The 26,558-nt window shown below is 68.4% G+C and carries 21 protein-coding genes; 11 read left to right on the top strand and 10 right to left on the bottom strand.

Annotated elements, in window-relative coordinates:
• Positions 1–175: 175 nt before the first annotated feature.
• The 3 genes from ACX80H_RS15255 to ACX80H_RS15245 are packed head-to-tail and all read left to right on the top strand — an operon-like array spanning position 176 to position 3,484.
• A complete protein-coding gene (locus ACX80H_RS15255; protein WP_459314247.1) occupies positions 176–919 on the top strand; it encodes a CDP-alcohol phosphatidyltransferase family protein in 744 nt (247 codons plus the stop codon).
• Positions 910–2,253 (top strand): Wzz/FepE/Etk N-terminal domain-containing protein, encoded by a 1,344-nt coding sequence (locus ACX80H_RS15250; RefSeq protein ID WP_459314246.1) that lies wholly within the window; start codon positions 910–912, stop codon positions 2,251–2,253. Before ACX80H_RS15255 ends, ACX80H_RS15250 begins: the two co-directional genes overlap by 10 nt.
• The gene (locus ACX80H_RS15245) at positions 2,246–3,484 is read left to right on the top strand and encodes an O-antigen ligase family protein (protein WP_459314245.1); all 1,239 of its coding nucleotides are present in this window, start codon (positions 2,246–2,248) and stop codon (positions 3,482–3,484) included. The genes ACX80H_RS15250 and ACX80H_RS15245 overlap by 8 nt, the downstream gene beginning before the upstream one ends.
• On the opposite strand, the gene ACX80H_RS15240 is transcribed toward ACX80H_RS15245, so the two are convergent.
• Positions 3,449–5,362 carry a right-handed parallel beta-helix repeat-containing protein gene (locus ACX80H_RS15240; RefSeq protein ID WP_459314244.1) on the bottom strand — a complete coding sequence of 638 codons (1,914 nt, stop codon included), beginning with the start codon at positions 5,360–5,362 and terminating at the stop codon, positions 3,449–3,451. The two genes, ACX80H_RS15245 and ACX80H_RS15240, sit on opposite strands and share 36 nt — an antisense overlap.
• A gap of 294 nt (positions 5,363–5,656) precedes the next feature.
• Here ACX80H_RS15240 and ACX80H_RS15235 point away from each other — a divergent pair, with 294 nt between their 5' ends.
• The 3 genes from ACX80H_RS15235 (at position 5,657) to sufU (ending at position 8,701) form a co-directional block, all read left to right on the top strand.
• Positions 5,657–6,808 (top strand): glycosyltransferase family 4 protein, encoded by a 1,152-nt coding sequence (locus ACX80H_RS15235; protein ID WP_459314243.1) that lies wholly within the window; start codon positions 5,657–5,659, stop codon positions 6,806–6,808.
• 124 nt (positions 6,809–6,932) lie between these two features.
• Positions 6,933–8,252 (top strand): aminotransferase class V-fold PLP-dependent enzyme, encoded by a 1,320-nt coding sequence (locus ACX80H_RS15230; protein ID WP_459314242.1) that lies wholly within the window; start codon positions 6,933–6,935, stop codon positions 8,250–8,252.
• A complete protein-coding gene (sufU, locus tag ACX80H_RS15225) occupies positions 8,249–8,701 on the top strand; it encodes a Fe-S cluster assembly sulfur transfer protein SufU (RefSeq protein ID WP_459314241.1) in 453 nt (150 codons plus the stop codon). Before ACX80H_RS15230 ends, sufU begins: the two co-directional genes overlap by 4 nt.
• A 39-nt stretch (positions 8,702–8,740) precedes the next feature.
• Here sufU and ACX80H_RS15220 read toward each other — a convergent pair whose 3' ends face one another.
• The 5 genes from ACX80H_RS15220 to ACX80H_RS15200 all read right to left on the bottom strand — a co-directional run bounded on the left by ACX80H_RS15220 (position 8,741) and on the right by ACX80H_RS15200 (position 13,464).
• Positions 8,741–9,388, bottom strand: coding sequence for a hypothetical protein (locus tag ACX80H_RS15220; protein WP_459314239.1), 648 nt, complete (start codon positions 9,386–9,388; stop codon positions 8,741–8,743).
• 209 nt (positions 9,389–9,597) lie between these two features.
• Entirely contained in the window at positions 9,598–11,271 is a 1,674-nt protein-coding gene (locus ACX80H_RS15215; RefSeq protein WP_459314237.1) for a sensor histidine kinase, read from the bottom strand.
• 10 nt (positions 11,272–11,281) lie between these two features.
• Positions 11,282–12,643 carry a Na+/H+ antiporter NhaA gene (nhaA, locus tag ACX80H_RS15210; protein WP_459314235.1) on the bottom strand — a complete coding sequence of 454 codons (1,362 nt, stop codon included), beginning with the start codon at positions 12,641–12,643 and terminating at the stop codon, positions 11,282–11,284.
• A gap of 52 nt (positions 12,644–12,695) precedes the next feature.
• Positions 12,696–12,917, bottom strand: coding sequence for an SCO4848 family membrane protein (locus ACX80H_RS15205; RefSeq protein WP_087071689.1), 222 nt, complete (start codon positions 12,915–12,917; stop codon positions 12,696–12,698).
• Between the two features lie 49 nt (positions 12,918–12,966).
• Complete coding sequence (locus ACX80H_RS15200; protein ID WP_459314233.1) at positions 12,967–13,464, bottom strand: DUF2505 domain-containing protein; 498 nt, start codon at positions 13,462–13,464, stop codon at positions 12,967–12,969.
• 252 nt (positions 13,465–13,716) lie between these two features.
• Here ACX80H_RS15200 and mfd point away from each other — a divergent pair, with 252 nt between their 5' ends.
• Positions 13,717–17,307 carry a transcription-repair coupling factor gene (mfd, locus tag ACX80H_RS15195; protein WP_459314231.1) on the top strand — a complete coding sequence of 1,197 codons (3,591 nt, stop codon included), beginning with the start codon at positions 13,717–13,719 and terminating at the stop codon, positions 17,305–17,307.
• Positions 17,308–17,443: 136 nt separating this feature from the next.
• Here the strand turns inward: mfd and ACX80H_RS15190 are convergent, their stop codons facing one another.
• From ACX80H_RS15190 to ACX80H_RS15175, 4 genes are all read right to left on the bottom strand, one after another.
• Positions 17,444–17,743: a hypothetical protein gene (locus tag ACX80H_RS15190; RefSeq protein ID WP_459314230.1), complete on the bottom strand. Its 300-nt coding sequence runs from the start codon at positions 17,741–17,743 to the stop codon at positions 17,444–17,446.
• Positions 17,744–17,780: 37 nt separating this feature from the next.
• On the bottom strand, positions 17,781–18,461 hold the full coding sequence (deoC, locus tag ACX80H_RS15185) for a deoxyribose-phosphate aldolase (protein ID WP_459314229.1): 681 nt from the start codon (positions 18,459–18,461) through the stop codon (positions 17,781–17,783).
• A 74-nt stretch (positions 18,462–18,535) separates the two neighbouring features.
• Complete coding sequence (locus ACX80H_RS15180; protein ID WP_459314228.1) at positions 18,536–20,302, bottom strand: phospho-sugar mutase; 1,767 nt, start codon at positions 20,300–20,302, stop codon at positions 18,536–18,538.
• A gap of 77 nt (positions 20,303–20,379) precedes the next feature.
• A complete protein-coding gene (locus ACX80H_RS15175) occupies positions 20,380–21,180 on the bottom strand; it encodes a purine-nucleoside phosphorylase (RefSeq protein ID WP_459314227.1) in 801 nt (266 codons plus the stop codon).
• A 118-nt stretch (positions 21,181–21,298) separates the two neighbouring features.
• Between ACX80H_RS15175 and ACX80H_RS15170 the strand changes: the two genes are divergently transcribed.
• From ACX80H_RS15170 to ACX80H_RS15155, 4 genes are all read left to right on the top strand, one after another.
• The gene (locus ACX80H_RS15170; protein ID WP_459314226.1) at positions 21,299–22,699 is read left to right on the top strand and encodes an NAD(P)H-quinone dehydrogenase; all 1,401 of its coding nucleotides are present in this window, start codon (positions 21,299–21,301) and stop codon (positions 22,697–22,699) included.
• 172 nt (positions 22,700–22,871) lie between these two features.
• Complete coding sequence (locus tag ACX80H_RS15165; protein ID WP_459314225.1) at positions 22,872–24,284, top strand: MFS transporter; 1,413 nt, start codon at positions 22,872–22,874, stop codon at positions 24,282–24,284.
• 188 nt (positions 24,285–24,472) lie between these two features.
• Complete coding sequence (locus ACX80H_RS15160) at positions 24,473–25,816, top strand: serine/threonine-protein kinase (protein WP_459314288.1); 1,344 nt, start codon at positions 24,473–24,475, stop codon at positions 25,814–25,816.
• Positions 25,813–26,535, top strand: coding sequence for a hypothetical protein (locus ACX80H_RS15155; RefSeq protein WP_459314224.1), 723 nt, complete (start codon positions 25,813–25,815; stop codon positions 26,533–26,535). The genes ACX80H_RS15160 and ACX80H_RS15155 overlap by 4 nt, the downstream gene beginning before the upstream one ends.
• Positions 26,536–26,558: the final 23 nt, after the last annotated feature.

Genomic DNA, 26,558 nt, shown 5'->3' with positions numbered 1-26,558 from the left:
CCAGGGCCATTGCCACGACGACCCGTGGGTCGGGGAGGCTCGCCCGTAATGTCCGGGACCCGTACCATCCGCAGGATAGCGGTCGGACAGCGTTTGGAGGTTCGTTCATCAAGAAATTCCGTTCAATAAGTCCGCTCAATAAGTTCAATAAGTCCGCCCGATAAGAAGGACAGCCATGACAATGCGACCTGGGGCGCAGTTGGAATTCCGCCAAGCACTGGACTCTCTCGCCAGTGCACAGAAGACATCGAAAGGAGCCCCCGCTTACTCGAGGTACATCAACAGGAGACTGGGCAGGGTCTTTGCCGCAGCAGCCTATTCCCGCGGTCTCACCCCGAACCAGGTCACGGTCATCAGTGCCGTCGCCACGTTCTCCGGACTGGCGCTGCTGATCCTGACGGATCCGACCACCGGCACCGCGCTTCTGGTGGCCGTCCTGCTGGTGCTGGGCTATGCGCTCGATTCGGCGGACGGCCAGCTCGCACGGCTGACGGGCAGGGGGTCTGCAGCCGGGGAGTGGCTGGATCACACTGTGGACGCCTTCAAGGAGGGAAGCCTTCACCTCTGCGTCCTCATCTGCTGGTGGCGGTATCTGGACCTCGAGACCGCGTGGCTGATCGTCCCGATCGTGTTCCAGGTGCTTGCCACGGTGCACTTCTTCTCGTCGCTCCTGATGGACCAGTTGCGGAGGGCCCAACGAACCAGGAGCAGCGTGCCTGCGGTGGAGCAGTCGACGTCGTCGGCCCTGTATTCCCTCGCCGTGCTGCCGACGGACTTCGGTCTGTTGTGTGTCCTGTTCGTCCTGCTGCTGGTCCCCGGGATCTTCGTGGGTGCGTACAGCCTGCTCATGCTCGCCAACGTCGCCTTCCTGGTGCTGGCCCTGCCCAAGTGGTACAGGGAGGTGAAGACATGGAGCTGAACGAATACGGGCGCATCTTCCGGCGCCGGTGGATCCTGATCCTCGTCTCGACCCTGGTCGGCCTGATCGTCGCCGTTCTGGTGACGGGCCTCACCACCCGCACCTATGACGCGCGAGCCGGCCTCTTCATCAGGTCCGATTCGGAGACCAGTTCCAGCTTCGAGGATTCACGGTTCGTCCTGGAGCGCGTGAAATCCTACCCGGACCTGGTCTACAGCCCCCAGGTGCTGACGCCGGTCCTGCAGGAGTTGAACTCGTCGTTGACACTCGCCGAGCTCAGGCAGCAGGTGAGCGCGAGCAACCCCGAGGAAACGGTGTACGTGAACGTCACTGCCTCCGCCGGGACTGCCCAGGATGCAGCCAAGATCGCCAACCTGGTGGCCCAGAACCTGCGTGACGTGATCCGGGACCTGGAGGGAGGAGACGCTGCGGGGAAAGCAACCATCGAGGCGTTCGTGGCCGTGCCTGCCGTCGCCCCGGCCGCACCATCGTCTCCCAACACGGTCCTGAACCTGGCGATGGGACTGCTGGCCGGACTCGCCGCAGGGCTCGTCGCCGCCGTCGTGCTGGGATCCGGACATCGGAGGATCCGGAAGCGCGGGGATCTGTCCCGATCGGTCGGCGTCGAGGTGCTGGGATCCGTCGCCGACGGAGCGCCCAGCGCGACGGGGGTCCTCTCCCAGGAGACGGAACTCCAGTACCGGGAGTTGATGACTACGCTCCTCGTCAAGCGTGGCGGCCACCTGCCCAAGCTCCTCATGGTGACGGCGGTCGGACAGGCCAGTGGTGCCCAGGACGCATTCGGGTACCAGTTCGCCGGCTACATCGGTGATTCAGGTGCGCGGACGTGTGTCATCGATGCGACGCAGCACCAGGAGCACTCCGGTGGGGCCGGCTCCGGGCAGACCGGAACGGACCTCGGTTTCTCGGACGTTCTCGTGGGCGAGGCGACGCTGGACGACGTCCTCTCCGCCACCGAAGCGGGGACGTATCGCATCCCCATCGGCGCATCCACGGAGAAGATCAGCCGTTCCCGGGCGGCGCGCGAGGGCGCGAGCATCCTCAAGGAGCTGGGCGACTCCTTCGATGTCACGCTCGTCAAGGCCTCCTACGATTCGCACCCGCTGACGACGTGGACCGTCGCACCGGTAGCAGAGGCAACCTTGGTACTCGTCTCGCACGGCACCCGGGCGAAAGACCTGGAGGACTCCGTGCATGAGCTCCGGGCGGTGGGTGTGGAGCCGCTGGGCGTGGTGCTGCTGGGTGGACGGCGGTCGGGAGGTCGCGGACGGGGCCGTGCACACCTCAAGGTCCGGACCTCCGGGCGTGGGTGAGGCCAAGGCCCGCACCGCGAGTGCCATCGTCATCTGGATCGTCCTGATCGTGAGTGTCACGGCGTGGCGGAAGGGCGCCTACTTCGAGGGTTCCTTCGACACCGTGGTCGTCGCCAAGGCCGCGCTCCAGGGAGGGGCTTTCGCGATGGCCCTGTTCCTGAGGAGGGTATCCCCGACGGCGTACCCCGTCGCCGGCGGGCCGTCGCTGGCGGTGCTCGCCGTGTTGGCGGTCTCCATGATCGGGGCGCTCCAGGCGGGCGGTACTACTGCCTCCACGGTCCTCGTCGTGCGGATCGTCCTCCTGATGGTGACGGTGGTGCTGCTGGTGTCCGTCTTTCCACGGGAAGAAGTCCTCAGGCAGCTGGTCATCGTCATAGGGGTGGTCGGCGCCGTCCTCGCGGTCACCGGTGCCGGTACGGTCGCAACCGGCGGCCGTCTGGAGGGGACCGTGCTCCCTATCAGCCCCAACGAACTCGTCGTGCTCTGTGCGGTCCCCGCGCTCGCGGCGATCCATCGGGTCCTGTCAGGGCATGCGACGATCGGTGCGGTCGTCGCAGCAGTCTTCTACACCCTTGCCTGTGTGGCGACCCAGTCACGGACTGCCTTGCTCGGCGTGGCAGTAGCGATCGTCGTTCTTGTCCTGAGTATCCGCACCATCCAGCGGTACGTCGTCGTCGTGATGATCGCGTCCGTGCCCGCGCTGTTCGTGGTCGCCGCATACACCCCGCTCCTCGGGTCACTCCTCAACCGGGAGGGAAGCACGTCCAACCTCACCCTGAACTCGCGGACCATTGCGTGGCAGGTCGTACTGCAGACTCCTGTCGAGTCCCTGCAGAAGTGGGTCGGGGCGGGGATGTCGGTCAAGACCGTGAACGTGAAGGGACAGTACTGGAACGAGCAGGTCCTGGATTCCAGTTGGGTCTCTGCGCTTGCGCAGACGGGTGTCATCGGCACCGGGATCCTCGCCGTACTGGTCACAGCAGTCCTGGTCGGCACGATGCGAGGCGGACGCAGGAATGCGTTACCCGTTGCTCTCCTCGTCTTTCTCCTGATCAGGGCATTCCTCGAGACCGGGCTCGTGGACGCCAGCGTCACGTTCATCGTCTTCATCTCCCTCGCGTCCACTTTCGTACCCACGTCCGTACCGGCGTCAGGAGGAGTGCTGTCGTCGCACCACCCGGCTCCAGCCGGCCCCTCAGTCCGCTACAGGACCCACCAGACGGCTTCCTGACGGAACTCGCAGCAACCGGGCGATCCGATCGGGCAACGGCTGGGCGACGCCGGCTGACCGCACTGTGGTGCTCACCCGGAACGTCTCCGGATCGACGACGTCCACGCCGGTCAGCTCCAAGTCATGCGTCGCCTGTCCTGTCGCGTTCCTGAAGCTGCCGAGAGTGGTGAACACCGCCGGATCCCCGGTTCCTCGAGACCAGATCACGAGCCAGGCCGGGGTGGAGACCGAGGCCCGATGGAAGACGTTGCCCGACGTCGTGACGCCCATGGCTTCCGCTGACAGCCGATGTGAATAGTCCTCGACACACAGCAGGCAGTTCGCCGTGCTGCCCGTGATCACGTTGTTCCGGACGGCGACCGGCCCGTTGATCCACGTCGTCAGCGGATCGGGAAAGGGCTGTCGTGGGTCGTGTCCGGGAGTACGGCGGTCCGCGGCGCGCCGGGTGTCCTGCACGATGTTGATCGGACGCCCGTTGTCGATGAACGAGTTGTTCCAGATCGCGACGTCACTCGCATTGTTGATCTTCAGGCCGTGGCCCTCGTTCCCCGCGATGACGTTGTTCGCGACGACCGCGCGGGCGGAGATCTCCACGGACAAGCCATGACCGCTGTTCCCGACGAAGTCGTTTCCCGACGTCGTGATGTCGACCACCGACTCGTCGAACCACAGTCCCGTACCGTTGTTCGCCCTGAAGACGCTGTCCTGCACCTGCACGGTCCGGGTCCGGCCGATCTTGAACCCCCCGGCCACCGGCGAATGATGAAAGCCTTCGGTGTTGTTGTCCGTCACCTTGAGACCGATCGCGGACAAACCGTCCGCGTACGTCGCGGACGCACCGAGCATGCCGTTCTGCGTGAGAGTTACTCCCAGCAGCCGGGCGTCCGCGCCGGACACCGCAAGTCCGGTCGTCGAGGTCTGCTTGACGACGACGTTCTCGATCGAGATCCCCGTGCTCTCGAGAGTCACCGCAGCCATATGCGGAACGGATGGGGAGAACCGGCGGACACCGATCCCCTTGATGGCCGACCCCGCCGACTGTATCGAGATCGCCTTGGCAATCGAACTCGCCCGGACCTTTTTCCCGGATGGATCCGACCCGAGGAACAGCCGATCGCTGTCGTAGTCGACGAGGAAGGAGCCGGCAGTCAGTTCGTCGAGTGAAGCCACCTGGTGCTGTGCTGCGCCGTCGATCCACACCTGATCCGGGTGCGAAGCCATGGGATGGTCGGGATCGACGAAGGTCCAGCCCGGGGTCGTACCGTCCGCCTCTCCCCACGAATACGTCGGACTGGCGTCGAACTTCGCTGTCCATCCTTCGGCGACGAACGCCCGTCCGTCCGCCTCGAACCCGGTCACCGGGACGCTGCCGTCGAGCCACACCTCCTCATGGGGGAACGCCTGCAGGGTGATCTTCTTGGTGGATGGGATCGTGACCCCTTCGTGGAACGAACCGCTCCTGAGGACGATGGTCTGTCCGCTGTCGGCCTTGGCGACAGCGGCCTTGATGGTCTTCAGCGGGGAGTCCTGTGCCCCCCGCGCGGTGTCGCTTCCGTCGCGGGCGACGAAGATCGCATCCTCGGGTACGGCGTACGCCGTCGTGCCCACAGGTGCTGCACCCGCAACCGGGCGTACTTCAGGCGCCGACGATCCCGTCACCGCTCCTGGTGCCCAGGCCCCCGCGAACGGCCGGAGCGACTCGGCGAAGAAGCTGCCGGAGGACGACGCCGGACGCTCGCTCGACGACGGGAAGCGGGCGCTGTCCACGCCGGCGCCCGTGTCGGATGAACGCTGCCCCGGTGGAAGAGCGCACGCCGCCAGCAGCACGACGGCGCCGAGCGCTCCAGAGCGGTAGCTGAGCCGAACAAACGAATTCAAGGTCGGTAGCACTCCCTCGCGATTGCGCGGTCTGCCGCGCTGTCTTGAATGCAGTCCGGATCAGATGACACCGTTCCGAGGCGATGCGGTGGGCGCAACGTTACCGGACCGGGGGAGCGGCAGGCGGGTGCAATTCTTCCCGTCGGTGTCGCGATCGCGAGGTCATATGAGAAATGAGCCGGCGGCGTCTCCGATAATGCGGGCCAATGCATTTAGGATGAAACAACCGATCGGGAGGAATTGTGCCGAACAATTCAGCATCGATTGATCGCAAACGGCTAGCCGAAGGTTTTCATGGACTTGACTGGGCAGAAGATCGTCATCGCGCATCCCTCGGCCGACTTGTACGGCTCGGACCGGATGATGCTCGAGACCCTCGAAGGGCTGGTGTCTTCCGGTGCGGAGATCACCGTCGTGGTGCCGACCAGTGGACCGCTCCTGGCGCGCGTCGATACGACAGGTGCTGCCTCTGCGGTGGTGAAGAGCCTGGTCCTAAGAAAGAATCTCCTGTCCGCGAGGGGGGCCCTGTCACTGCTTGCCCAGAGTACGAAATCATCGATCGCAATTGCCGCATTTCTCGCCCGGAACCGGCCCGATACCGTCTACGTGAGTACGCTTAGTATTCCTCTGTGGACCGTCATCGCGCGTTTGTCCGGATGTCGGGTCCTGGTTCATGTCCACGAGGCAGAAGGCCACGTGCGTCCCATCATCCGGCACCTCCTGGCCCTGCCGATCCTGTTCTCGACAGAGGTGATCGCAAACAGCCGGTACACCCTGAAGGTGTTGGGCCAGTCCTTGCCCCGGACAGCTGCCCGGGCACGCGTGGTGTACAACGGGGTCGCCGGGCCCGAGTCCGTGAGCAGTCCTCGGGAGGAGCTCTCCGATGCCGTAAGGCTCATCTACTTCGGTCGGATATCCCACCGCAAGGGGGTGGATCTGGCGATCGACACTGTTGCCGAACTCAGGCGCCGAGGGACGATGGCCACACTGGACGTCGTGGGCGCGGTGTTCGCCGGCAATGAGGAATACGCGCGCGAACTCACCGAGAGGATCCGACGGAAGGGCCTCCAGGATTCTGTTCGGATGCTGGGATTCCGGGAGGACGTCTGGAATTCCCTCGATGTCGCCGACATCGTGCTGATCCCGGCACGGCTCGACGAATCGTTCGGGAACACGGTGGTCGAGGCCATGCTGGCGGCCCGTCCGGCCGTCGTCTCGGCGATGCCCGGACTATGTGAGGCAGGCGATGGCTACGGCAGTGTCCAGTTCGTCGCGCCGGACGACGTCGGTCAGCTCGCCTCGGCCGTGGAGACCGTCGTCGACGATTGGCCCCGGTGGCGCGGGCAGGCTGTGAAGGACCGGTCCCGCGCCCAGGAACATCATGCTCCGAGCAAATACCGACAGGAGATCGTCGCTTCGATTGCCGGGACGGCCGAGCAGGGGTAGCTCGGCAGGTTTCCTCCTCTTCTTAGGTAGCACTGGGATGCCGGACGCGGGCCGGAGTGGGACGATTAGATCAGAGAATCCTTGCGTAATTGCCGCAGGGGATACCCGATCCGAGGAGCTTGAAGTGCCCGTGGTTGAAACGCCCGTCACCCTCACCCCTGCCGCCGCCGGGCTGACCGATGCCGAGGTGCACCGCATCCGCAACGACTTCCCGATCCTCGGCACCGAGGTCAACGGCAAGCCGCTCATCTACCTCGACTCCGGTGCCACGTCCCAGAACCCCCTGAGCGTGATGGAGGCGGAGCAGGAGTTCTACGAGCAGCGCAACGCTGCCGTCCACCGCGGAGCCCACACGCTCGCCGTCGACGCGACCGAGGCCTACGAGGACGCCCGCACCGCCGTCGCCCGTTTCATCGGTGCCCGCACCAATGAGCTGGTCTGGACGTCGAACGCGACCGAGGGCATCAACCTGGTGGCCTACGCCATGTCCAACGCCGCGCTCGGACGCGGGGGAGCGGCCGCCCGGCGCTTCGCCGTCGGGCCCGGCGACAACATCGTGGTCACCGAGATGGAGCACCACGCCAACCTCATCCCCTGGCAGGAACTGGCGGCCCGCACCGGCGTCGAACTCCGCTTCCTCCCGATCGGCGATGACGGCGCGCTGCGGCTGGAGGACGCCGGTGCCGTCATCACGCCGTCGACCCGCCTCGTGGCGTTCTCCCACGCCTCCAACGTGCTCGGCACCATCAATCCCGTCCGGGAACTCGTGCAGCTCGCCTCGGCCGTCGGTGCCCTCACGCTGCTCGACGCATGCCAGTCCGTGCCGCACCTCCCGGTCGACGTGAAGGACCTCGGCGTCGACTTCCTCGTGTTCTCCGGCCACAAGATGCTCGGCCCCACCGGCATCGGAGCGCTCTACGGCCGCGCAGAACTGCTCAACGCCATGCCGCCCTTCCTGACCGGCGGCTCCATGATCACCACCGTGACCATGGAGCGGGCCGAGTACCTCCCGTCCCCGAACCGCTTCGAGGCCGGGACCCAGCGCATCTCCCAGGCCATCGCCCTCGGCGCCGCGGCGAACTACCTGTCCGAGACCGGCATGCAGCACATCGAAGCGTGGGAGTCGAAGCTCGGCGCGAGGCTCGTCGAGGGCCTCGGCGCCATCGAGGGCATCCGCGTCCTCGGGCCGGCAGCGGGCCTGCCGCGCATCGGGCTCGCCGCGTTCGACGTCGACGGCGTCCACGCGCACGACGTCGGGCAGTTCCTCGACGACCAGGGCATCGCCGTGCGGGTGGGACACCACTGCGCCCAGCCGCTGCACCGCCGCTTCGGCCTCACCGCCACCACCCGCGCCAGTACATACCTCTACAACACGACGGACGAGGTGGACGCGTTCCTGGACGCAGTCGCACAGGTCCGTCCCTTTTTTGGAGCACAGAGATGAGCACCGGTCTCGAACAGCTGTACCAGCAGATCATCCTCGACCACGCGAAGGCGCGGCACGGCTCGCCCCTCAGGGAGTACGACGGCGCCGGCCGGAGCGGCGAATCGCATCAGCTCAACCCCGTGTGCGGTGACGAGATCACCCTCCGTACCGGTGTCGCCGACGGGACCGTCGCGTCCGTCACCTGGGACGGTGCAGGTTGCGCGATCTCCATGGCATCGGCCTCCGTCCTCACCGACCTGGTGCAGGGGCTGCCTCGGGACGAGGTGATCTCCCTCGTGGATGCGTTCCGCGAGGTGATGCGCTCCCGCGGCAGGATCGAGGCGGACGAGGAAGTGCTCGGGGACGCCGCAGCGTTCTCGGGCGTCTCGCGGTTCCCGGCGCGGGTCAAGTGCGCCATGCTCGCGTGGGTAGCCCTCGAGGAGTCGCTGCTCGCCGCCAACGGCTAGCTGTCCCGGGACAGGACCCTCGATGCGCGGCGGGCAGTGTCAGTAGGCGTGGCCTGCCGAATCCCTGAGTGCCTGGCATAAGTCGACCACACCCCTGGTGGTGTTCTTGACGATCTCCACCGATTCGGGTTCGACAGCGTCTTCCTTCCCGGAGAGGACGATCTCGAGCAGCAACTTCCCCTTCTCGACGTAGAAAAGCTCGGGGAAGCCTTCTCCGGCCAGCGCCGCGGCGTCGGCCGGACTCACCGGGTAGACGATGGCGGGCCCAACAATGGTTTCAACGACGGTCATCTCATCCGGCGAGAAGCGCGTGCTGTATGGTCCGGAGACGTCGACCTCGTCGATGAAAGCGTCGTAAGGGGGGGCTCCGTCTCCGTCCTTGTCAGCAATTACATCGACAGTCAAATCGCCCCGGTATTTGTCCACTATTGTCCCGTCATGCTTGACGCGGACTTTCTGTTCGACCTCCTGCACGTCGCCAGCCCTGAGGATGATTGTTGTGCCGCATGCCTCAAACACAACGTCCTCATAGATGTCATCGGAGGCGGGCACCCACCCGTCGGTTTCCATCGGCAGCCCGGGGACGGGGGATTCGTCCTCCTCCGTGGCCGAGGCGGCAGACGCCGATCCGGCGACGAGGGACAGCGTGGCGAAAAGCGAAAGGCATAGCTTGTTCTGGGTTCTCATAGCAGGCTCCTGAGTGTGGCAGGAGTGCATCCTGCCCGGGTATGCATTGGATGCCGTGAAGGCGACAGGTCCGCTGGACCGGTGCTGCCGTGTCCGTGAACCCGGGCACATTGCGACAACCTACGCCCGCATTTTTCGGGCTGTCAATGGCAGTGGACGCCGTACCACTACCCCATTGAAAGTAGGGGGTTTTCCCCGCCGCCCCGCGATCACCCCGAAGGCTGCGGAATGAGGATCGTGAAGCAGGTTCCCTGACCGGGCTCACTGCGGACCGTAATGGATCCGCCGTGCTCGCCGACGATGCTCTTGGTGATCAGCAGCCCCAGCCCGACCCCTGGCACCGCCGTCGTACGGACCGATGGCGAACGGAAGAACCGGTCGAACACGTGGTGCAGTTCCTCCGCCTCGATACCGATGCCGGTATCCTCCACGGCGACCGTCAGCCCATCGCCGTCCAGGGACGCATCCAGCGTGATGCTGCCGCCCCTCCTGTTGTACTTGACCGCATTGGTGAGCAGGTTGTCGACGGCCTGCGCGAGCCGGACCGGATCCACCACGGCGGGCAGGCTCGACGGTGCGCGGTTCACGAGGCTGAGGCCGGACCGGGTGGCGCGCACGGAGGCCGACGACGCCGCCTCCGCCAGGATCCTGCCGACATCGGTCGCTACCGGGTTCACCTCGAAGGTGCCGGCGTTGATCGCCAGCAGATCCTCGACGAGTTGCTCGAGTCGCTCCGCGTTGCGCCGGGCGACCTCCAGATGGCGGACAACGTCATCGGGCAGGCTGTCGTGGAGTTCGAGGGTCAGTTCGAGGTACCCGAGGATCGAGGTCAGCGGCGTCCGGAACTCGTGCGAGACATTGGAGAGGAAATCGTCCTTCGCCTGGAGCGCGAGCACCAGTTCGGTGACGTCGTTGAAGGAGACCACCGTCCCCGCGTACTCCCCGTCGTCGTGCATGGAACGGGAGGAGATGCTGAAGGCCCGCTGGGAGCGCGGTGGGCCCAGCCAGATCTGCACTCCCTCGAGGTCCTCGCCCCGGATCGCGCGGAGCACCGGGCGTTCCTCTGGAGGGATGGGGGTGACGCGGTCGGGGCCGAAGATCAGCAGTTGTGCCTCGTTCGGGTCGTCGTTTCCCACAGGGGCGGCCGCCAGGTGGTCCTTCCGCTGCCGGGCGTTCATGAGGATGTCGTTGCCGTCCGCGTCGACCGCGAGCAGGCCCACGCTGACCGTGTCGAGCACGGTGTTCAGCAGCCGCTCCCGGATCCGGCCGGCCTCGACACTCTCCCGGAGCGCCGCCTGGGAGACGCGCAGCGCCTCCTGCCGCCGCCGGTTGTCCTTCGACAGGGCGCTGACGAACCACGCCATGCCCGTGAGCATGATGGGCAGCAGGATCGGGTCGATCAGGGCGTCGGCGGTCAGGGGTTCGGGACGCAGCACGAGCGGCAGCCAGATGATTGCCAGCGACGCGGCGATGGTGAGGGCGACCGCGGTGCCCGTCCGGACCCGGGAAGCGGCGATCCAGACCACGGGGAACGCGGCCAACAGCCCTACGCCGGCGAGGCTCTCGCCCGCGGCCGCACGGGCCAGGCCCACCGCCACGAAATCGACCAGCGGAACGAGGATCACCCAGCGACTGGGGATGCGCGACCACGGCAGGATGCAGCACAGGGCCAGGACGAGCACGTTGAGCAGCCACCCGGCGAGGAAGACCGGCGTCGATGCGAGGTCCTCGCGCTCCGCGACGCCGAGCGCCATGGCTAGGGTGAACGTGATCGTCAGCGCCAGCTCGCTAAGGATGATGCGCCGGCGGTGCCGTGCCCGCCGCCCGCTGGAGCTCGAGTCCACGGGAGTTCCCCCGCCCGGCGCCAGTTTCCATTCCCCCATGGGAAGGATCCTAGTTCCCGTGGTCTTCGTAGACGTCGGGGATGCCGTCCGCGTCGGCGTCGATCTTTTCTTCCTCCTCGATGCGGCGGTAGTGCCTGTTGCGGGAGCGCAGGACGATGCTGGAGAGCAGGGCGGCGGTGAGGGAGGCGGTGAGGATGGCGACCTTGGCGTGGTCGTCGTGCTCGGTGCCGGTGCCGAAGCTGAGGTCGTTCACGAGCAGGGACACGGTGAAGCCGACGCCGGCGAGGATGCCGACGCCGAGCAGGTCCCACCAGCTCAGGTCCGGGTCCAGGTGCGCCCGGGTGGTCTTGGTGACGAGGAACGTGGTGGCCAGGATCCCGAGGGGCTTGCCGAGGACCAGGCCGGCGACGATGCCGATGAGGACCGGGTCCGTGAGGGCGGACACGAAGCCCGCGGGCCCGCCGATCGCGACTCCGGCGGAGAAGAACGCGAAGACGGGGACGGCGAATCCCGTGGACAGGGGCCGGAAGCGGTGCTCGAGGACCTCGGCGAGCCCGGGCTGGCCGGGCCGGGGCGCGGCGGGCATTCCCGGAGGGGTGCGGCGCAGCACGGGGACGCAGAAGCCCAGCAGCACCCCGGCGACGGTCGCGTGGACCCCGGAGGCGTGCATGAGCGCCCAGGTGATGATGCCCAGCGGCAGCAGGATCAGCCACGGGCCGCGTCTGGTGGTGCCGAAGAACCGCGGTTTGCGGTGGGCGAGGAGGGCGAAGAGTCCCAGCGGCAGGAGCATTGCCAGCAGGAAGATCGGGCGGACGTCCTCGGAGTAGAAGAACGCGATGATCGCGATGGCGATGAGGTCGTCCACCACGGCGAGGGTCAGCAGGAAGATCCGCAGGGCCCCGGGCAGATGGGAGCTGATCACGGCCAGGACGGCCAGGGCGAAAGCGATGTCCGTGGCGGTCGGGATCGCCCAGCCGCGCAGGGTGTCGGGGGAGGTGAGGTTCACGGCGGCGTAGATCAGGGCGGGCACGACGACGCCGCCGAAGGCCGCCGCGACGGGCACGATGGCCCGGCTGATCCGCCGGAGGTCGCCGGCGACGAATTCGCGTTTGAGTTCCAGTCCGGTGAGGAAGAAGAACACCGCGAGCAGTCCGTCCGACGCCCAGGCGCCGACGGAGAGCTTGAGGTGCCACGGCTCGTAGCCGAACTCGAAGTCCCGGACGGCGAAGTAGGAGTCGGCGAACGGGGAGTTCGCCCAGGCGATGGCGATCGCACTCGCGATCAGCAGCAGGATCCCGCCCACGGTCTCCTTGCGGAGGATCTCCGTGATCCTCAGGTACTCCGGGTAGCTGGACCGCTGCAGGACGACGGCGTGGAGCCTCGCCGCCTTCGCGGACTCGTCGCCTGCCATGTGCTGTCCTCTCTCGATCGGCCGCTGCCGTACCAACGGGTGGATGCGGGCCTCAGCCGATGAGGGCCCGCACCCCGATGACGGCGGTGGCCGCGCCGAGGATCATCGACGTCGAGATGAGCATGAGGTGCACGGTCAGGAACCGCGTCGCTGCACCCTTCTCGTCCCGCGCCCGCGGGTCCTTGAGGACCCGGCGCAGGAAGGGCGGCCAGACGATCAGGGTCCAGACGCCGGCGAGGATCAGGATGAGGGCGAGGGGTGTGGGGAGCTGCACGGTGCGAGTCTTTCAGGTGGGGTGGACGAAGCTGCGGGGCGGAACGGGATCAGCGGTTCTCGAGCCACTTCCGGGCCTCGACGGCCTGCACGTTGAGGGCCTTGCCGATCATGGGCTCGGCCGCACCGGCGATCTTGCCGCCCAGGAACGGGATGGACGAGGTCACGTTGCCCTGGAGATCGACGACCGTGGAGGTGCCCTGGGCGACCAGGCGCTGCACAGCGGTGACGTTCAGGGGCACTCCGGCGACCGTCATGTCGAGCGAGGCCCGGCGTGAGCCGTCCGCATCGGGAGCCTCCCAGTGCTCGGTCTGCGTGACGGAGAGCGTCTCGCCGACGAACTTGCGGGCCATGTCCGGCAACCGGTTCGTCGGCATGGTGCGGACGGCGGTGAGCGTGAACGCGCCGGCGGGGTCGCCGTCGAGCGTGAGGGACTGCAGGGAGCCTCCGACGTACTCGCTCATGTGGCGCACGAAGCCTTCGTCGGTGAAGACTCCGAGCACGGTGGCGGTGTCGTAGGGGAGTGTGGTGGACGCGTTCAGTGCCATGGTTCCTCCGGGGAATCAGCGCGGTGCCGCACGGGCGGCAGGACGGGGGTCTCCCGTAATCCTACGGCCTGACCCTGCAGGGAGGTCGGCCGGCGCCGACGGCTCCCCGGTGTCAGAGCCGCTTGGTAGGCTGGAGACATTCCCGGGAACAGTTCGTCTTTTCCGGGCTTTTGTGCTGTCTCCGCCCTGTCGCGCGCCTGCTGGACGCGGGAGATACGGGGCGGAGGAACCCACGCCTGAGGAGTCCCCATCATGAGCCTGAACGGATTGCGCGCAGCGCTTGCCGAGGACGCGTCGTACGCGCGCGTACGGACCAACGCCTCACGGCCGATCGAGCAGCGCAGCGCGGACCTGCAGATCGGCGCGCCCGCCGGCATGCGAGCGCCCCTGATCGCCGAGATGGTCGAGGGCCTCGCCTCCGCCGGCGCCGACGCAGGCGCCGAGCCGGTGGTCCTCGCCATCACCGCCACCGGTCGGGAAGCGGAGGACCTCGCCGCCGCCCTGAGGAGCTACCTGCCCGAGAGCGCCATCGAGGAGTTCCCGAGCTGGGAGACCCTGCCCCACGAGCGCCTGTCACCGCGCTCCGACACCGTGGGACGGCGCCTGTCGGTCCTGCGCAGGCTCGCGCACCCCGAGGGCGCGCCGGTGAAGGTCATCACCGCACCCATCCGCGCCGTCGTGCAGCCGCTCGTCGCGGGCCTCGGCGACCTCGAGCCCGTGTCGCTGAAGGTCGGCGACGAGGTGGCGTTCTCCGACGTCGTGAAGGCTCTCTCGGATGCCGCCTACGCGCGGGTGGACATGGTCACGCACCGCGGCGAGTTCGCCGTACGCGGCGGCATCATCGACGTCTTCCCGCCCACCGAGGACCACCCCATCCGCGTCGACTTCTTCGGCGACGAGGTGGACCAGATGCGCTGGTTCGCGGTCGCCGACCAGCGCTCGCTCACGTCGGACGAGCCACCGGTCGCCCTGTACGCCCCGCCCTGCCGGGAGATCCTCATCACCCCGGCGGTCATGTCCCGGGCCGCGAAGCTGCAGTCCGAACTGCCGGCCGCTGCGTCGATGCTGGAGAAGATCGCCGGGGGCATCGCCGTCGAGGGCATGGAATCGCTTGCGCCGGTGCTCGTGGACGCCATGGTGCCGTTCGCCGGTGAACTGCCGGCCGGGTCGATCGCCGTCGTCATCGAACCCGAGAAGGTCCGCGCCCGCGCCCACGACCTCGCCGCGACCAACGAGGAGTTCCTCGCGGCGGCATGGTCGACGGCGTCCGACGGCGGGGCCGCACCCCTGGACCTCAGCGGCGGCCTCGGCACGGACCTGCAGGAAGCCAGCTTCCGCTCGCTGACCGACACCCGGGCGACCGCGCTCGCCCACTCGGTCGCCTGGTGGGGCATCACGTCGTTCGGTGCCGACGAGGAGCTGAGCGATGTCGACAGCTTCACGCTGCATGCGCGCGAGCCGCGCGGCTACCAGGGCGACGTCGCCGAGATGATGGACTTCATCGGCGGACGCGTCCGCGAGCAGTGGCGCGTCGTCGTCGCCACCGAAGGCCCGGGCCCGGCCCAGCGCCTCGCCGAGCTCTTCCACGACAACGACATCCCCACGAGCCGCGTCGACTCGCTCGAGGCTCCGCCGCAGCCCGGCATCATCGAGATCACGACGGCCTGCGCGGGCCGAGGCTTCGTGGTGGACGGCCTGAAGATGGGGCTGCTCACCGAGGCCGACCTGCTCGGGCGCACGAGCGCCTCGGGCACGCGGGACATGCGCAAGATGCCCTCGCGCCGCCGCAACGCGGTCGATCCGCTGCAGCTCAAGGAAGGCGACTTCGTCGTCCACGAGCAGCACGGGGTGGCGAAGTTCGTGGAGCTGATGCAGCGCTCCACGGGCGCCGGGCCCACCCGCACCACGCGCGAGTACCTCGTCCTCGAATACGCGCCCTCCAAGCGCGGCGCGCCCGGCGACCGCCTCTTCGTTCCCACGGACCAGCTCGACCAGGTGACGCGCTACGTGGGCGGTGACGCGCCGGCCCTGAGCAAGATGGGCGGCTCGGACTGGAGCAAGACCAAGAACCAGGCACGCAAGGCGGTCAAGGAGATCGCCGGTGAGCTCATCCGCCTGTACTCGGCACGCATGGCCTCCCGCGGGCACGCCTTCGGCCCCGACACCCCGTGGCAGCGCGAGCTCGAGGAGGCCTTCCCGTACGTCGAGACGCCCGACCAGCTGACCACGATCAACGAGGTCAAGGCGGACATGGAGCGGGAGATCCCCATGGACCGCCTCGTCTCGGGCGACGTCGGCTACGGCAAGACCGAGATCGCCGTGCGCGCCGCCTTCAAGGCCGTGCAGGACGGCAAGCAGGTGGCCGTGCTCGTACCCACCACGCTCCTGGTGCAGCAGCACTTCGAGACCTTCTCGGAGCGCTTCTCCGGGTTCCCGGTGCGGGTCCGCGCGCTGTCGCGCTTCCAGACCGCCAAGGAGTCCCGGGAGACGGCGGAGGGCCTCACCTCGGGGGCCGTCGACGTCGTGATCGGCACGCACCGCCTGCTGTCGAAGGAGATCTCCTTCAAGGACCTGGGGCTCGTTATCGTCGACGAGGAGCAGCGGTTCGGCGTGGAGCACAAGGAAGCGCTGAAGAAGATGCGCACCAACGTGGACGTCCTCGCGATGAGCGCGACGCCGATCCCGAGGACGCTCGAGATGTCCCTGACCGGGATCCGCGAGACCTCGACCCTCGCGACGCCGCCGGAGGAGCGCCACCCCGTGCTCACCTACGTCGGTCCCTACACCGACAAGCAGGCCTCGGCGGCGATCCGCCGCGAACTGATGCGCGAGGGCCAGGTGTTCTTCGTGCACAACCGCGTCTCGTCGATCGACCGCACGGCCGCGCACCTCAAGGAGCTCGTGCCCGAGGCGCGCGTCGCCGTGGCGCACGGCCAGATGACGGAGTCGCGGCTCGAGCAGATCATCGTCGATTTCTGGGAGAAGCGGTTCGACGTCCTGGTCTGCACCACGATCATCGAGACGGGCCTGGACATCTCCAACGCCAACACGCTGATCGTGGACCGGGCCGACTCCTACGGGCTGTCGCAGCTGCACCAGCTCCGCGGCCGCGTGGGCCGCGGACGCGAGCGGGCCTACTCCTACTTCCTGTACCCGTCGGAGAAGCCTCTGGGCGAAGTGGCGCTCGAGCGGCTCAAGGCCGTCGCGTCGCACAACGAGCTCGGCGCGGGCATGCAGCTGGCGCTGAAGGACCTCGAGATCCGCGGTGCGGGCAACCTGCTGGGCGGTGAGCAGTCAGGCCACATCCAGGGTGTCGGGTTCGACCTCTACATCCGCCTGGTCGGGGAGGCCGTCGCCAACTTCCGCGGCGAGGCAGAGGAGAAGGCGGCGGACATGAAGATCGAGCTGCCGGTCAACGCCCACCTCCCGCACGACTACGTTCCAGGGGAGAGGCTGCGCCTCGAGGCCTACCGGAAGCTCGCCGCCGCGGCCACCGACGAGGCGATCGACGCGGTCGTGGCCGAGCTCAAGGACCGCTACGGCGAGCCTCCTGCGGCTGTGCAGAACCTGGTGGCCGTGGCGCGCTTCCGGGTCGCGGCCCGGCACCTCGGCCTCACGGACGTGGCGCTGCAGGGCAACTTCATCAAGTTCGCGCCGGCCGAGCTGCCCGAGTCCAAGCAGATGCGCCTCACCCGGATGTATCCGGGCGCTGCGGTGAAGCCGGCCCTCAACGCGGTACTCGTCCCCAAGCCGAAGACCGCGCGGATCGGCGGCCGCGACCTCGTCGACGCCGAGATCCTGGACTGGGCGAGGAACGTGCTCGATTCGGTGTTCACGCCGTAGCCTTCCCCGCCTTGCTGGCCCGTCCCGGGCCCTGCCGGCCCGGGACGGAGACGGACAGCCGGAGACACGAAGAGGCCGTCCCCTCGGGGACGGCCTCTTCGTGCAGGTGGAGGGCGGCGCCGTGGCACCGCCGCCGTCAGGAACTGACGCCGGCCGACGTCTCCTTCTCGGATGTGCGGTTGCCCTCGGCCAGGTTGTACCCCGTGTCCGCGCGCCCGAGGATGCCCTGGGGGATGAAGAACGCAAGGAACGAGAGCACGACCAGCGCGGCCATGGGCCAGACGGTGTCGAGCGAGAGCCAGGTCAGCAGGTACATGCCGAGCAGGAACATGCCGAACATGAGAACGAACACGAGGATGTTCCCGACGAGGTGCCCCTTGCCGGCGTGGGCAGGTGAACTCTCGGCGTCGCTCCTGGCGGAAGCTTCATGTGACATTGGATCTCCTTGCGTGCGTGGTGTACCTGCTGCGCCGTCAGTAGCCTGCGGTGCCCTGTTCACCCTTAACGATAGCGACTCCGGAGCTGGCGCCGATACGCGTTGCTCCGGCGTCGATCATCGCACGGGCGTCCTCGAGCGAGCGGACACCGCCGGACGCCTTCACGCCGAGGTCTGGACCGACGGTCTTCCGCATCAGGGCCACGTCCTCGACGGTCGCGCCGCCGCCGTTGAAGCCGGTCGAGGTCTTCACGAAGTCCGCTCCTGCCTCGACGGCGGCCTCGCACGCAAGGACTTTCTGCTCGTCGGTGAGCAGCGACGTCTCGATGATGACCTTCAGGATGGAACCGTGTTCGTGGACGGCGTCGGCGACGGCGAGGATGTCCTGGACGAGTGCGTCCCTGTCTCCCGCCCGCGCCGCGGCGATGTCGATGACCATGTCGATCTCATCCGCGCCGTCGGCCACGGCGCCGCGGGTCTCGAAGACCTTGACCTCGGTGGTCGTGGCACCGAGAGGGAAGCCGATCACGGAGCAGGTGAGGACACCGGTGTCCTTCACCGCCGTGCGCACGGTGCTGACCCAGACCGGATTCACGCAGACGGACTTGAATGAGTACTCGACGGCCTCGCGGCAGACCGTGAGGATCTGCTCACGGCTGGCTTCGGGCTTGAGGAGCGTGTGGTCGATGAAGGAGGCGAGGGAAACGTCGGTAGGCATGGTCCCCATCTTTCCACGACAGCGAGGGCGTATCGGGAGGCGAGGCCGTCGGCGGCCGCCCGCCCGACCTCCGGTCAGAGGCCGAGCGCCTCCCCGACGTCGCGCTTGACGGCGTCGAGGCGCCTACGCGCGGAGGTCTTGGCCTCCTCGAGCTCCGCGGCGGACCCGACGGGCTCCACGACCTCCAGGTAGCACTTGAGCTTGGGTTCGGTGCCGCTGGGTCGGATGATGACCCGCGTCTCGTCATGCGTCAGGTACAGGAGCCCGTCCGTGGGCGGCAGGTGCGCGGACCCCTGGGCGAGGTCCTCGGCGACGCTCACCGGCGAGCCGGCGAAGGACGACGGCGGGTTCTCCCGCAGCCGGTTCATCATGGCGCCCAGCAGGCCGAGGCTCGCCACGCGGACGGAGAGCTGGTCGGAGGCGTGCAGGCCGTGGACGAGGAAGGCGTCATCCAGCAGGTCGAAGAGCGTGCGGCCGGCAGCCTTCGTCGCGGCGGCCAGTTCGGCCAGCAGCAGCCCTGCGGAGATGCCGTCCTTGTCCCGGACGAGTTCGGGCGCGACGCAGTAGCCCAGGGCCTCCTCGTAGCCGAAGGAGAGGTCGTGCACGCGGGCGATCCACTTGAAGCCCGTCAGGGTCTGGGCGTGGTCGATCCCGGACACCCCGGCGATGCGCCCGAGGAGGCGGGAGGACACGATCGAGTTCGCGAACACGCCGCGGCGGGCAGGGTGCCCCGTGGCAGCGTCCCGGGCAATACCGTCCCGCGCGTCCGCCGTGAGGCGCGCGGCCAGGTGCAGGCCGAGGAGCGTCCCCACCTCATCCCCGCGCAGCATCCGCCACGTGCCGGTGGACGGCTCGCGCGCCGCGAGTGCCACACGGTCGGCGTCGGGGTCGTTGGCGATCACGAGGTCGGCGTCCACCTGTGCGGCGGTCTCGAGGGCGAGGTCCAGCGCCCCCGGCTCTTCCGGGTTGGGGAAGGCGACGGTCGGGAAATCGGGATCGGGGTCGGCCTGCCGTTCGACGACGGTGACGTCGGCGAACCCTGCGGCGGCGAGTACGGCCTGCGCGGTCCGCCCGCCGACGCCGTGCAGGGGAGTGAGGACGATGCGGAGGTCGCGGGCCGTGCTGGCCGGGTCGGCGAGGGCCGAGACGGATGCGATGTAGTCCGCCTCGATGCTCTCGGGCAGCACCGTCCAGCCGGCGGAGGCGAGTCCGACGCTGTCGATAGCGCCGACCGCGTCGATTCGGGCGGCGATGCCGGCGTCGTGCGGGGCGACGATCTGGACGCCGCGCGCATCCTCCTCCACGGCCCGTCCGCCCAGGTACACCTTGTAGCCGTTGTCCTGCGGCGGGTTGTGGCTGGCGGTGACCATGATGCCCACCTCGCACCCCAGGGCGCGGATCGCGTAGGCCAGCACCGGCGTCGGGAGTTCGCGCGGCATCAGGAAGGTCTCGATGCCGGCCCCGGTGAAGATCGCGGCGGTCTCCTCGGCGAAGATCCGGGAGTTGTGGCGGGCGTCGAACCCGACGACGGCGCGGGGTGCGTAGGCACCGGCGGCGAGGTCCAGTGCGTGGGCGGCGACACCGGCAGCGGCGCGGCGCACCACCACGCGGTTCATCCGGTTGGGGCCTGCGCCCAGGGCTGCGCGCAGGCCGGCGGTGCCGAAGGCGAGCGGACCGGAGAAGCGGTCCCGCAGGTCCTGCTCGGAGACGGCGGCCGACCCGTTCCGGGCCCGGACCGATCCCACGAGCGCGCGGAGTTCCTCCGCCGTCTGCGGGTCGGGATCCGCGGCCGCCCACGAGTCGGCGGTGGAGAGGAGGGTGTCCAGTTCAGAGGTGGTCATGCGTGTCCCTTACGTGGATCGGCGGTGGATGTCCGGCGGTCGCCGGGCATACCTGCGGGGGGCGCGGAGGAGCCGCGTCAGATCGTGGCGACGATGTCGGCGAGCAGCCGCGAGATGCGCGGTCCTGCGGCATGCCCCGCCTCGAGGACCTCGGCGTGGCTGAGGGGCACCGGGCTGATGCCGGCCGCCAGGTTGGTCACCAGCGAGATGCCGAAGACCTCCATGCCCGCGTGCCTGGCGGCGATGGCCTCGAGGGCGGTGGACATGCCGACGAGGTCGGCGCCGATGCGCTTCGCGTACTGCACCTCGGCCGGGGTCTCGTAGTGCGGGCCCGTGAACTGGGCGTACACGCCTTCGTCGAGCGTCGGATCCACGCTGCGTGCGAGGCTGCGCAGGCGTGAGGAGTAGAGGTCGGTCAGGTCGACGAAGGTCGCCCCTTCCAGTGGCGAGGACGCCGTGAGGTTGATGTGGTCGCTGATGAGGACCGGGGTACCGGGCTGCCAGTGTTCCTGCAGGCCACCGCACCCGTTGGTGAGGATCATGGTCGTCGCGCCGGTGGCCGCCGCGGTCCGCACGCCATGCACCACGGCGCGCACGCCCTTGCCTTCGTAGAAGTGCGTCCGGGCACCGAGCACGAGGGCGCGCTTGCCGTTCGGCGTCCGGATGGAGCGGACGGTGCCGGTGTGCCCGACGACGGCGGGCGCCGAGAACCCGGGGATGTCGGCGGCGTCGAGGGTGTGCGTCGTCTCGCCGATCAGCTCGGCCGCCTCGCCCCAGCCGGAGCCGAGAACGAGGGCGGTGTCGTGCCGGTCGACGCCGGTAGCGCGGGCGATATGGTCGGCAGCGTCGCGGGCCAGGTCAAAAGGATCGGAAGTCACCGGTTCAACTTACCCTCTGCGTACAGGGCCCGGCATCGGGCACGGCGCCCTTCCGCGCCGCGCAGTCGCGTGCCTCCCGTCGTTCCGACGTGTCGGTGGCATGGGCGATAATCGAACCGTGACCAACCAACTCGATTTCAGTTCATTGCGCCTGGCGATCCTGGGTGGGGGCCCCGGCGGCTACGAAGCTGCCCTGGTGGCGGCCTCGCTCGGCGCGAATGTGACCATCGTCGAGCGGCAGGGCCTCGGCGGATCGGCGGTCCTCACGGACGTCGTGCCGTCCAAGACCCTCATCGCTACGGCGGACACCATGACGCGCTTCACCGACGCGAGCGGGCTCGGTGTCCACTTCTCCGCGGACAGCAAGGTCTTCGCGGACCTGGACAAGGTCAACCAGCGGCTGCTGAAGCTCGCCGTGGAGCAGTCCTCGGACATCCGCGCCACCCTCGAACGCCTCGGCGTCCGCATCGTCATCGGTACGGGGAAGCTCCTCGACAACCACCGGCTCGAGGTCGAGTCCGACGGCGAGACCACGATCGTCGAGGCCGACGCCGTCCTCCTGGCCGTCGGCTCGACGCCGCGCGAACTGCCCAGCGCCAAGCCCGATGGTGAGCGTATCTTCAACTGGACACAGCTCTACAACCTCCGCCAGATCCCCGAGCACCTGATCGTCGTCGGCTCCGGTGTCACCGGAGCCGAGTTCGCGAGTGCCTACAACGGGCTCGGCTCCAAGGTCACGCTGATCTCCAGCCGCGACCGTGTGCTGCCCGGCGAGGACGCCGATGCCGCCGAGGTGCTCGAGGGCGTGTTCAAGGACCGCGGCATGACCGTCCTCTCCAAGTCCCGCGCCGACGCCGTGGACCGCACCGACGACGGCGTGATCGTCCACCTGGCGGACGGACGGACCGTCGAGGGCACCCACTGCCTCGTCGCGGTCGGCGCCGTCCCGAACACCGCGGACATCGGCCTCGAGGAGGCCGGCGTCGCCGTCAACGAGTCCGGCCACATCAGGGTCGACGGCGTCTCCCGCACCACCGCGCCGAACGTCTATGCGGCGGGGGACTGCACGGGCGTCTTCGCCCTCGCCTCGGTCGCGGCGATGCAGGGCAGGATCGCCATCGCCCACCTCATGGGCGATTCCGTCAGCCCCATCAAGCTCAAGCAGGTCGCCTCGAACATCTTCACCTCCCCGGAGATCGCCACGGTCGGCGTGACGGAGGAGGACATCGAGTCCGGGCGGTACCAGGGCGACGTCGTCAAGCTCTCCCTGCACACCAATGCCCGGGCGAAGATGATGAACGTCAAGGACGGCTTCGTGAAGGTGATCTCGCGCAAGGGCTCCGGCACCGTCATCGGCGGCGTCGTCGTCGGGCCGCGCGCGTCCGAGCTGATCTTCCCTCTCGCGCTCGCCGTGACGAAGAAGCTGCATGTGGACGACGTCGCCAACACGTTCACCGTGTATCCGTCGCTGACCGGGTCCATCTCGGAGGCCGCGCGGCGCCTGCACGTGCACATCTAGCGCTCCCGCCGGCACCTGAAGCGGCGCCGTCCGGCGTCCACATGGTGGACACGCTTATCCACCCCGTGGACGCCGGTGATCTGATACTTGGGTTCAAACCGAAGCACGGGCGCCGTGCCGCAAGGGCCCTCGTGCACCTGGTGGTCGCGCCTCGTCCGAGAAAGCCGACCCCATGACCTCCTCCACGTCCGCTGGTGCCAGCGGAACCACCAAGCCGCTGAACTCGCGGGGCAAGGTGATCTTCGCCAGCCTCATCGGCACGACGATCGAGTTCTACGACTTCTACATCTACGCCACAGCCGCCGTACTGGTGTTCCCCGCGTTGTTCTTCCCCAACCAGACCTCCGCGAACCAGCTGCTCAGCTCCTTCGCCGTCTTCGGCGTGGCCTTCGTCGCACGCCCGCTCGGATCCATCGTCTTCGGCCACTTCGGCGACAAGATCGGCCGTAAGGCCACCCTCGTGGCGTCACTGCTGACCATGGGTATCGCCACGTTCCTCATCGGCCTGCTTCCGTCCGCCGCCACCGAGGGCTGGGTCTTCCTCGCACCCCTGCTGCTCGTCGTGCTGCGTTTCCTCCAGGGACTCGCGCTCGGCGGCGAGTGGAGCGGTGCGGCGCTGCTGGCCACCGAGAACGCCCCCGAGGGCAGGCGCGCCATCTACGGGACGTTCCCGCAGCTCGGAGCCCCGATCGGGTTCATCCTGGCCAACCTGCTGTTCGTGCTGCTGAGCACCACGCTGAGCCCGGAGGAGTTCCTGGAGTGGGGCTGGCGCGTGCCGTTCCTGCTGAGCGCAGTGATGGTGGTCATCGGTCTGTACGTGCGGCTGAAGCTGATCGAGAGCGCCTCCTTCCAGAAGGTCCAGAACGAGGGCAAGGTGGTGAAGGTGCCGCTCGGCACCACGTTCCGCCGCCACTGGCGCGCGCTGATCCTCGGCACCTTCATCATGTTCGCGACCTACGTGCTCTTCTACTTCATGACCGCCTTCACCCTGACCTACGGGACGGCGCCGTCGAGCATCGAGCAGGCGCAGGCCCGCGCCGAAGCTGCCGGCAAGGAGTTCACCGCGGCGCAGGCTGCGGCGTTCGTCCCCGGCCTGGGCATGGCACGCACCGACTTCCTGTGGATGCTGATCATCGGCGTCGTCTTCTTCGGGATCTTCACCCTCGTGTCGGGACCCCTGGCGGAGCGTTTCGGCCGGCGCAAGATGCTCCTCGCCACCACCGTGGGCATCGCCGTCTTCGGTCTGCTGTGGGCTCCGCTGTTCGGGGCAGGAACGGTCGGCGCCATGATCCTGCTGATCGTCGGCTTCACGCTCATGGGCCTCACCTTCGGTCCGATGGCCGCGGTGCTGCCCGAACTGTTCCCGGCGAACGTCCGCTACACAGGGTCGGCTGTGGCCTACAACGTGTCGAGCATGATCGGCGCCGCGCCCGCCTCCTTCATCGCGGTCGCGCTCTGGCAGGCTGCGGGTGGAAGTACGGTGCTGGTCGGTGCCTACCTGAGCGCGGCGGCCGTCCTGACGTTCATCGCGCTCTTCGTCTCGCGCGAGACGCGGGACAACGACTACGAGAACAACGTCGCCTGATCTCCGCACGCGTCCGCGACGGCGCCGTGCCCTACCGGGTGCGGCGCCGTCGTCGTTCCCGGACTCCTGCTTGCGCCCGTTCGCGGTGCCGACCGTACACTTGAAGCACAGCAGACTTATCACATCCGCGGTGGTGCGCGGAACGAGTGTGCCCGGAGCCGGGTGACAGGACAGCGGAAGTGGACGATATGGAGAAGCAGGCGCTGGCCGGTCGGTACGCACTGGAGGAGCGTGTGGGGACAGGCGGGATGGCGGACGTCTTCCGGGCCCGTGACACACGGTTGCAGCGGGACGTCGCCCTCAAGCTCTTCCGGCCCGGCACTGCCGACGGACTCGAGCGGGGGTCGGCCGAAGCGCGCCTGCTCGCGGGACTCGACCACCCGGGCCTGGTGCGCGTCCTCGACATGGACACCGGCGAAGAGACCGGCGACAACGCCTATCTGGTGATGGAACTCGTCAACGGTCCGGACCTCGGGGTCCTGCTGCGGACCAGGGGGCCCCTCGGGTGCGAGGAGGTCCGGCTCATGGCGCTGGATCTCGCCCGGACTCTCCAGTACATCCACAGCTGCGGTATCGTGCACCGCGACATCAAGCCATCGAACATCCTGACCCGACGGACGGATCCGCACAGCGGCTACTTCGGCTATCTCCTCACCGATTTCGGTATCGCCCGGTTCTTCGACGGTGGACGCATGACGGCGACCGGCCAGGTCATCGGCAGCGCCGCGTACTTCAGTCCCGAGCAGGCCCGCGGCCGCGACGTGGGGCAGCCGTCGGACATCTACTCACTCGGGCTCGTGATGATCGAAGCCTTGACGGGGGAGCGTCCGTTCCCCGGCACGGGGGTCGAGAGTGCCCTCGCGCGCCTTCACCGGAGCCCCTCGATCCCGCACGCTGCAGGGCCTGCACTGTCCGCGCTGCTGGTGTCCATGAGCCTCGACGATCCGGCGGACCGCCCGGGTGCGGCGGACGTGGTGCACGCCCTGGTGGGGATGGGCCCGCAGCAGCGCGTCGGCCCCGCGACGACGGTGCTGCCGTCCACCGTCCCGCCGACCGCGGCGATCTCCCTGCCCGTCGGTCCTGGGACGCTGCACTCCCCGGAATCGGGAGACGGGGGGCCGGACACGTCGAGGCTCACGCAGTCCGTCGATGCGACGCGCCCGGTGGCGCATCCGGCAGGCAGCTCCGACGTCGGTACTGCCCCAGACGCTGCTGGGGGCGATGACCATGGTGCGGAGACGGCCGACCTCCAGCCTGTTGCGTCGCCCGCTACGGAGCCTTCCCACCTCGGCGGCCCGGCGGCCCCCGAGGCTTCGGTCCGACCGCCTGTGCCCGCGAAGCCTGGCCCGAGGCGCCGCCGGCGCGTGCTCCCGTGGCTCGTCACGGTCCTCGTGGTGGCCCTGGTGGCTGGAGCGCTCTGGGCCTTTGCGATGTCGGCGCGCAATCCCGCCCCCGACATCGAGCCGCTACCGGCCGTCCCCGGCGAACCGGGGGAGAAATTGCAGGAACTCTACGAAAGCGTGCAGCGATGACGACGGCCCTCCGGGTGAGGCTTCCCCTCCTGGTCGCAGCCGGGCTCCTGCTGACGGGATGCAGTGGGGCCATCGACGCCGCCACGGCCGGGGATCTCCAGGCCGAGGTGAGGACCATCGCCTCGACCGCTGCCGCAGGGGACTCCGCCGGAGCCGTCCTCCTCGCCCAGCGGCTGAAGGCGGACGTCGACAGCGCCCGGGCGGCGGGCACCCTGTCGGAGGACCGGGCCACGCTCATCGGCATCCGTATCGACGCCGTGATCGCGTCGCTGGAAGCCGCACAGGCTCCCGTCGGAGACACACCCTCCGGTGAGGTGACTCCGAGCGACGTGCCGTCCGATGACGCGCCGTCGGAGGTGCCGGCCGAGGAGGCTCCGGCCGAAGGAACACCTGCGCCGGCCGATCCACCGGCCGATCCGGCGCCTCAGCCCGCCGAGAACTCTCCGGCACCGGTCGAGCCCGCACCTGCTCCGGGGACCGACGGGGACGCCCCCGACGACAGCGGTGATGCCGGGACAGGCACCGCCGAGGAGGACGACGCGGCTCCCGGAAACAGCGGCGACGAGGTGGGCGATAAGGCAGGGGAACAGCAGCGGAAGGCCGCTCAGAAGGCAGCGGAAGAAGCACGCGAAGAGGCAGCGGAGCAGCGGAAGGCCGCGGAGAAGGCTGCAGAAGAAGCGCGCGACAACGGCAAGGGCGGCGGCGGGCAGGACAAGTAGCGCCCTGGCGGAGCCCGCTGCCG

The organism is Arthrobacter pasteuri (assembly GCF_054510955.1).
The sequence above is the reverse complement of the archived record's forward strand: the minus strand, read 5'-3'. Positions and strand labels throughout refer to the sequence as shown.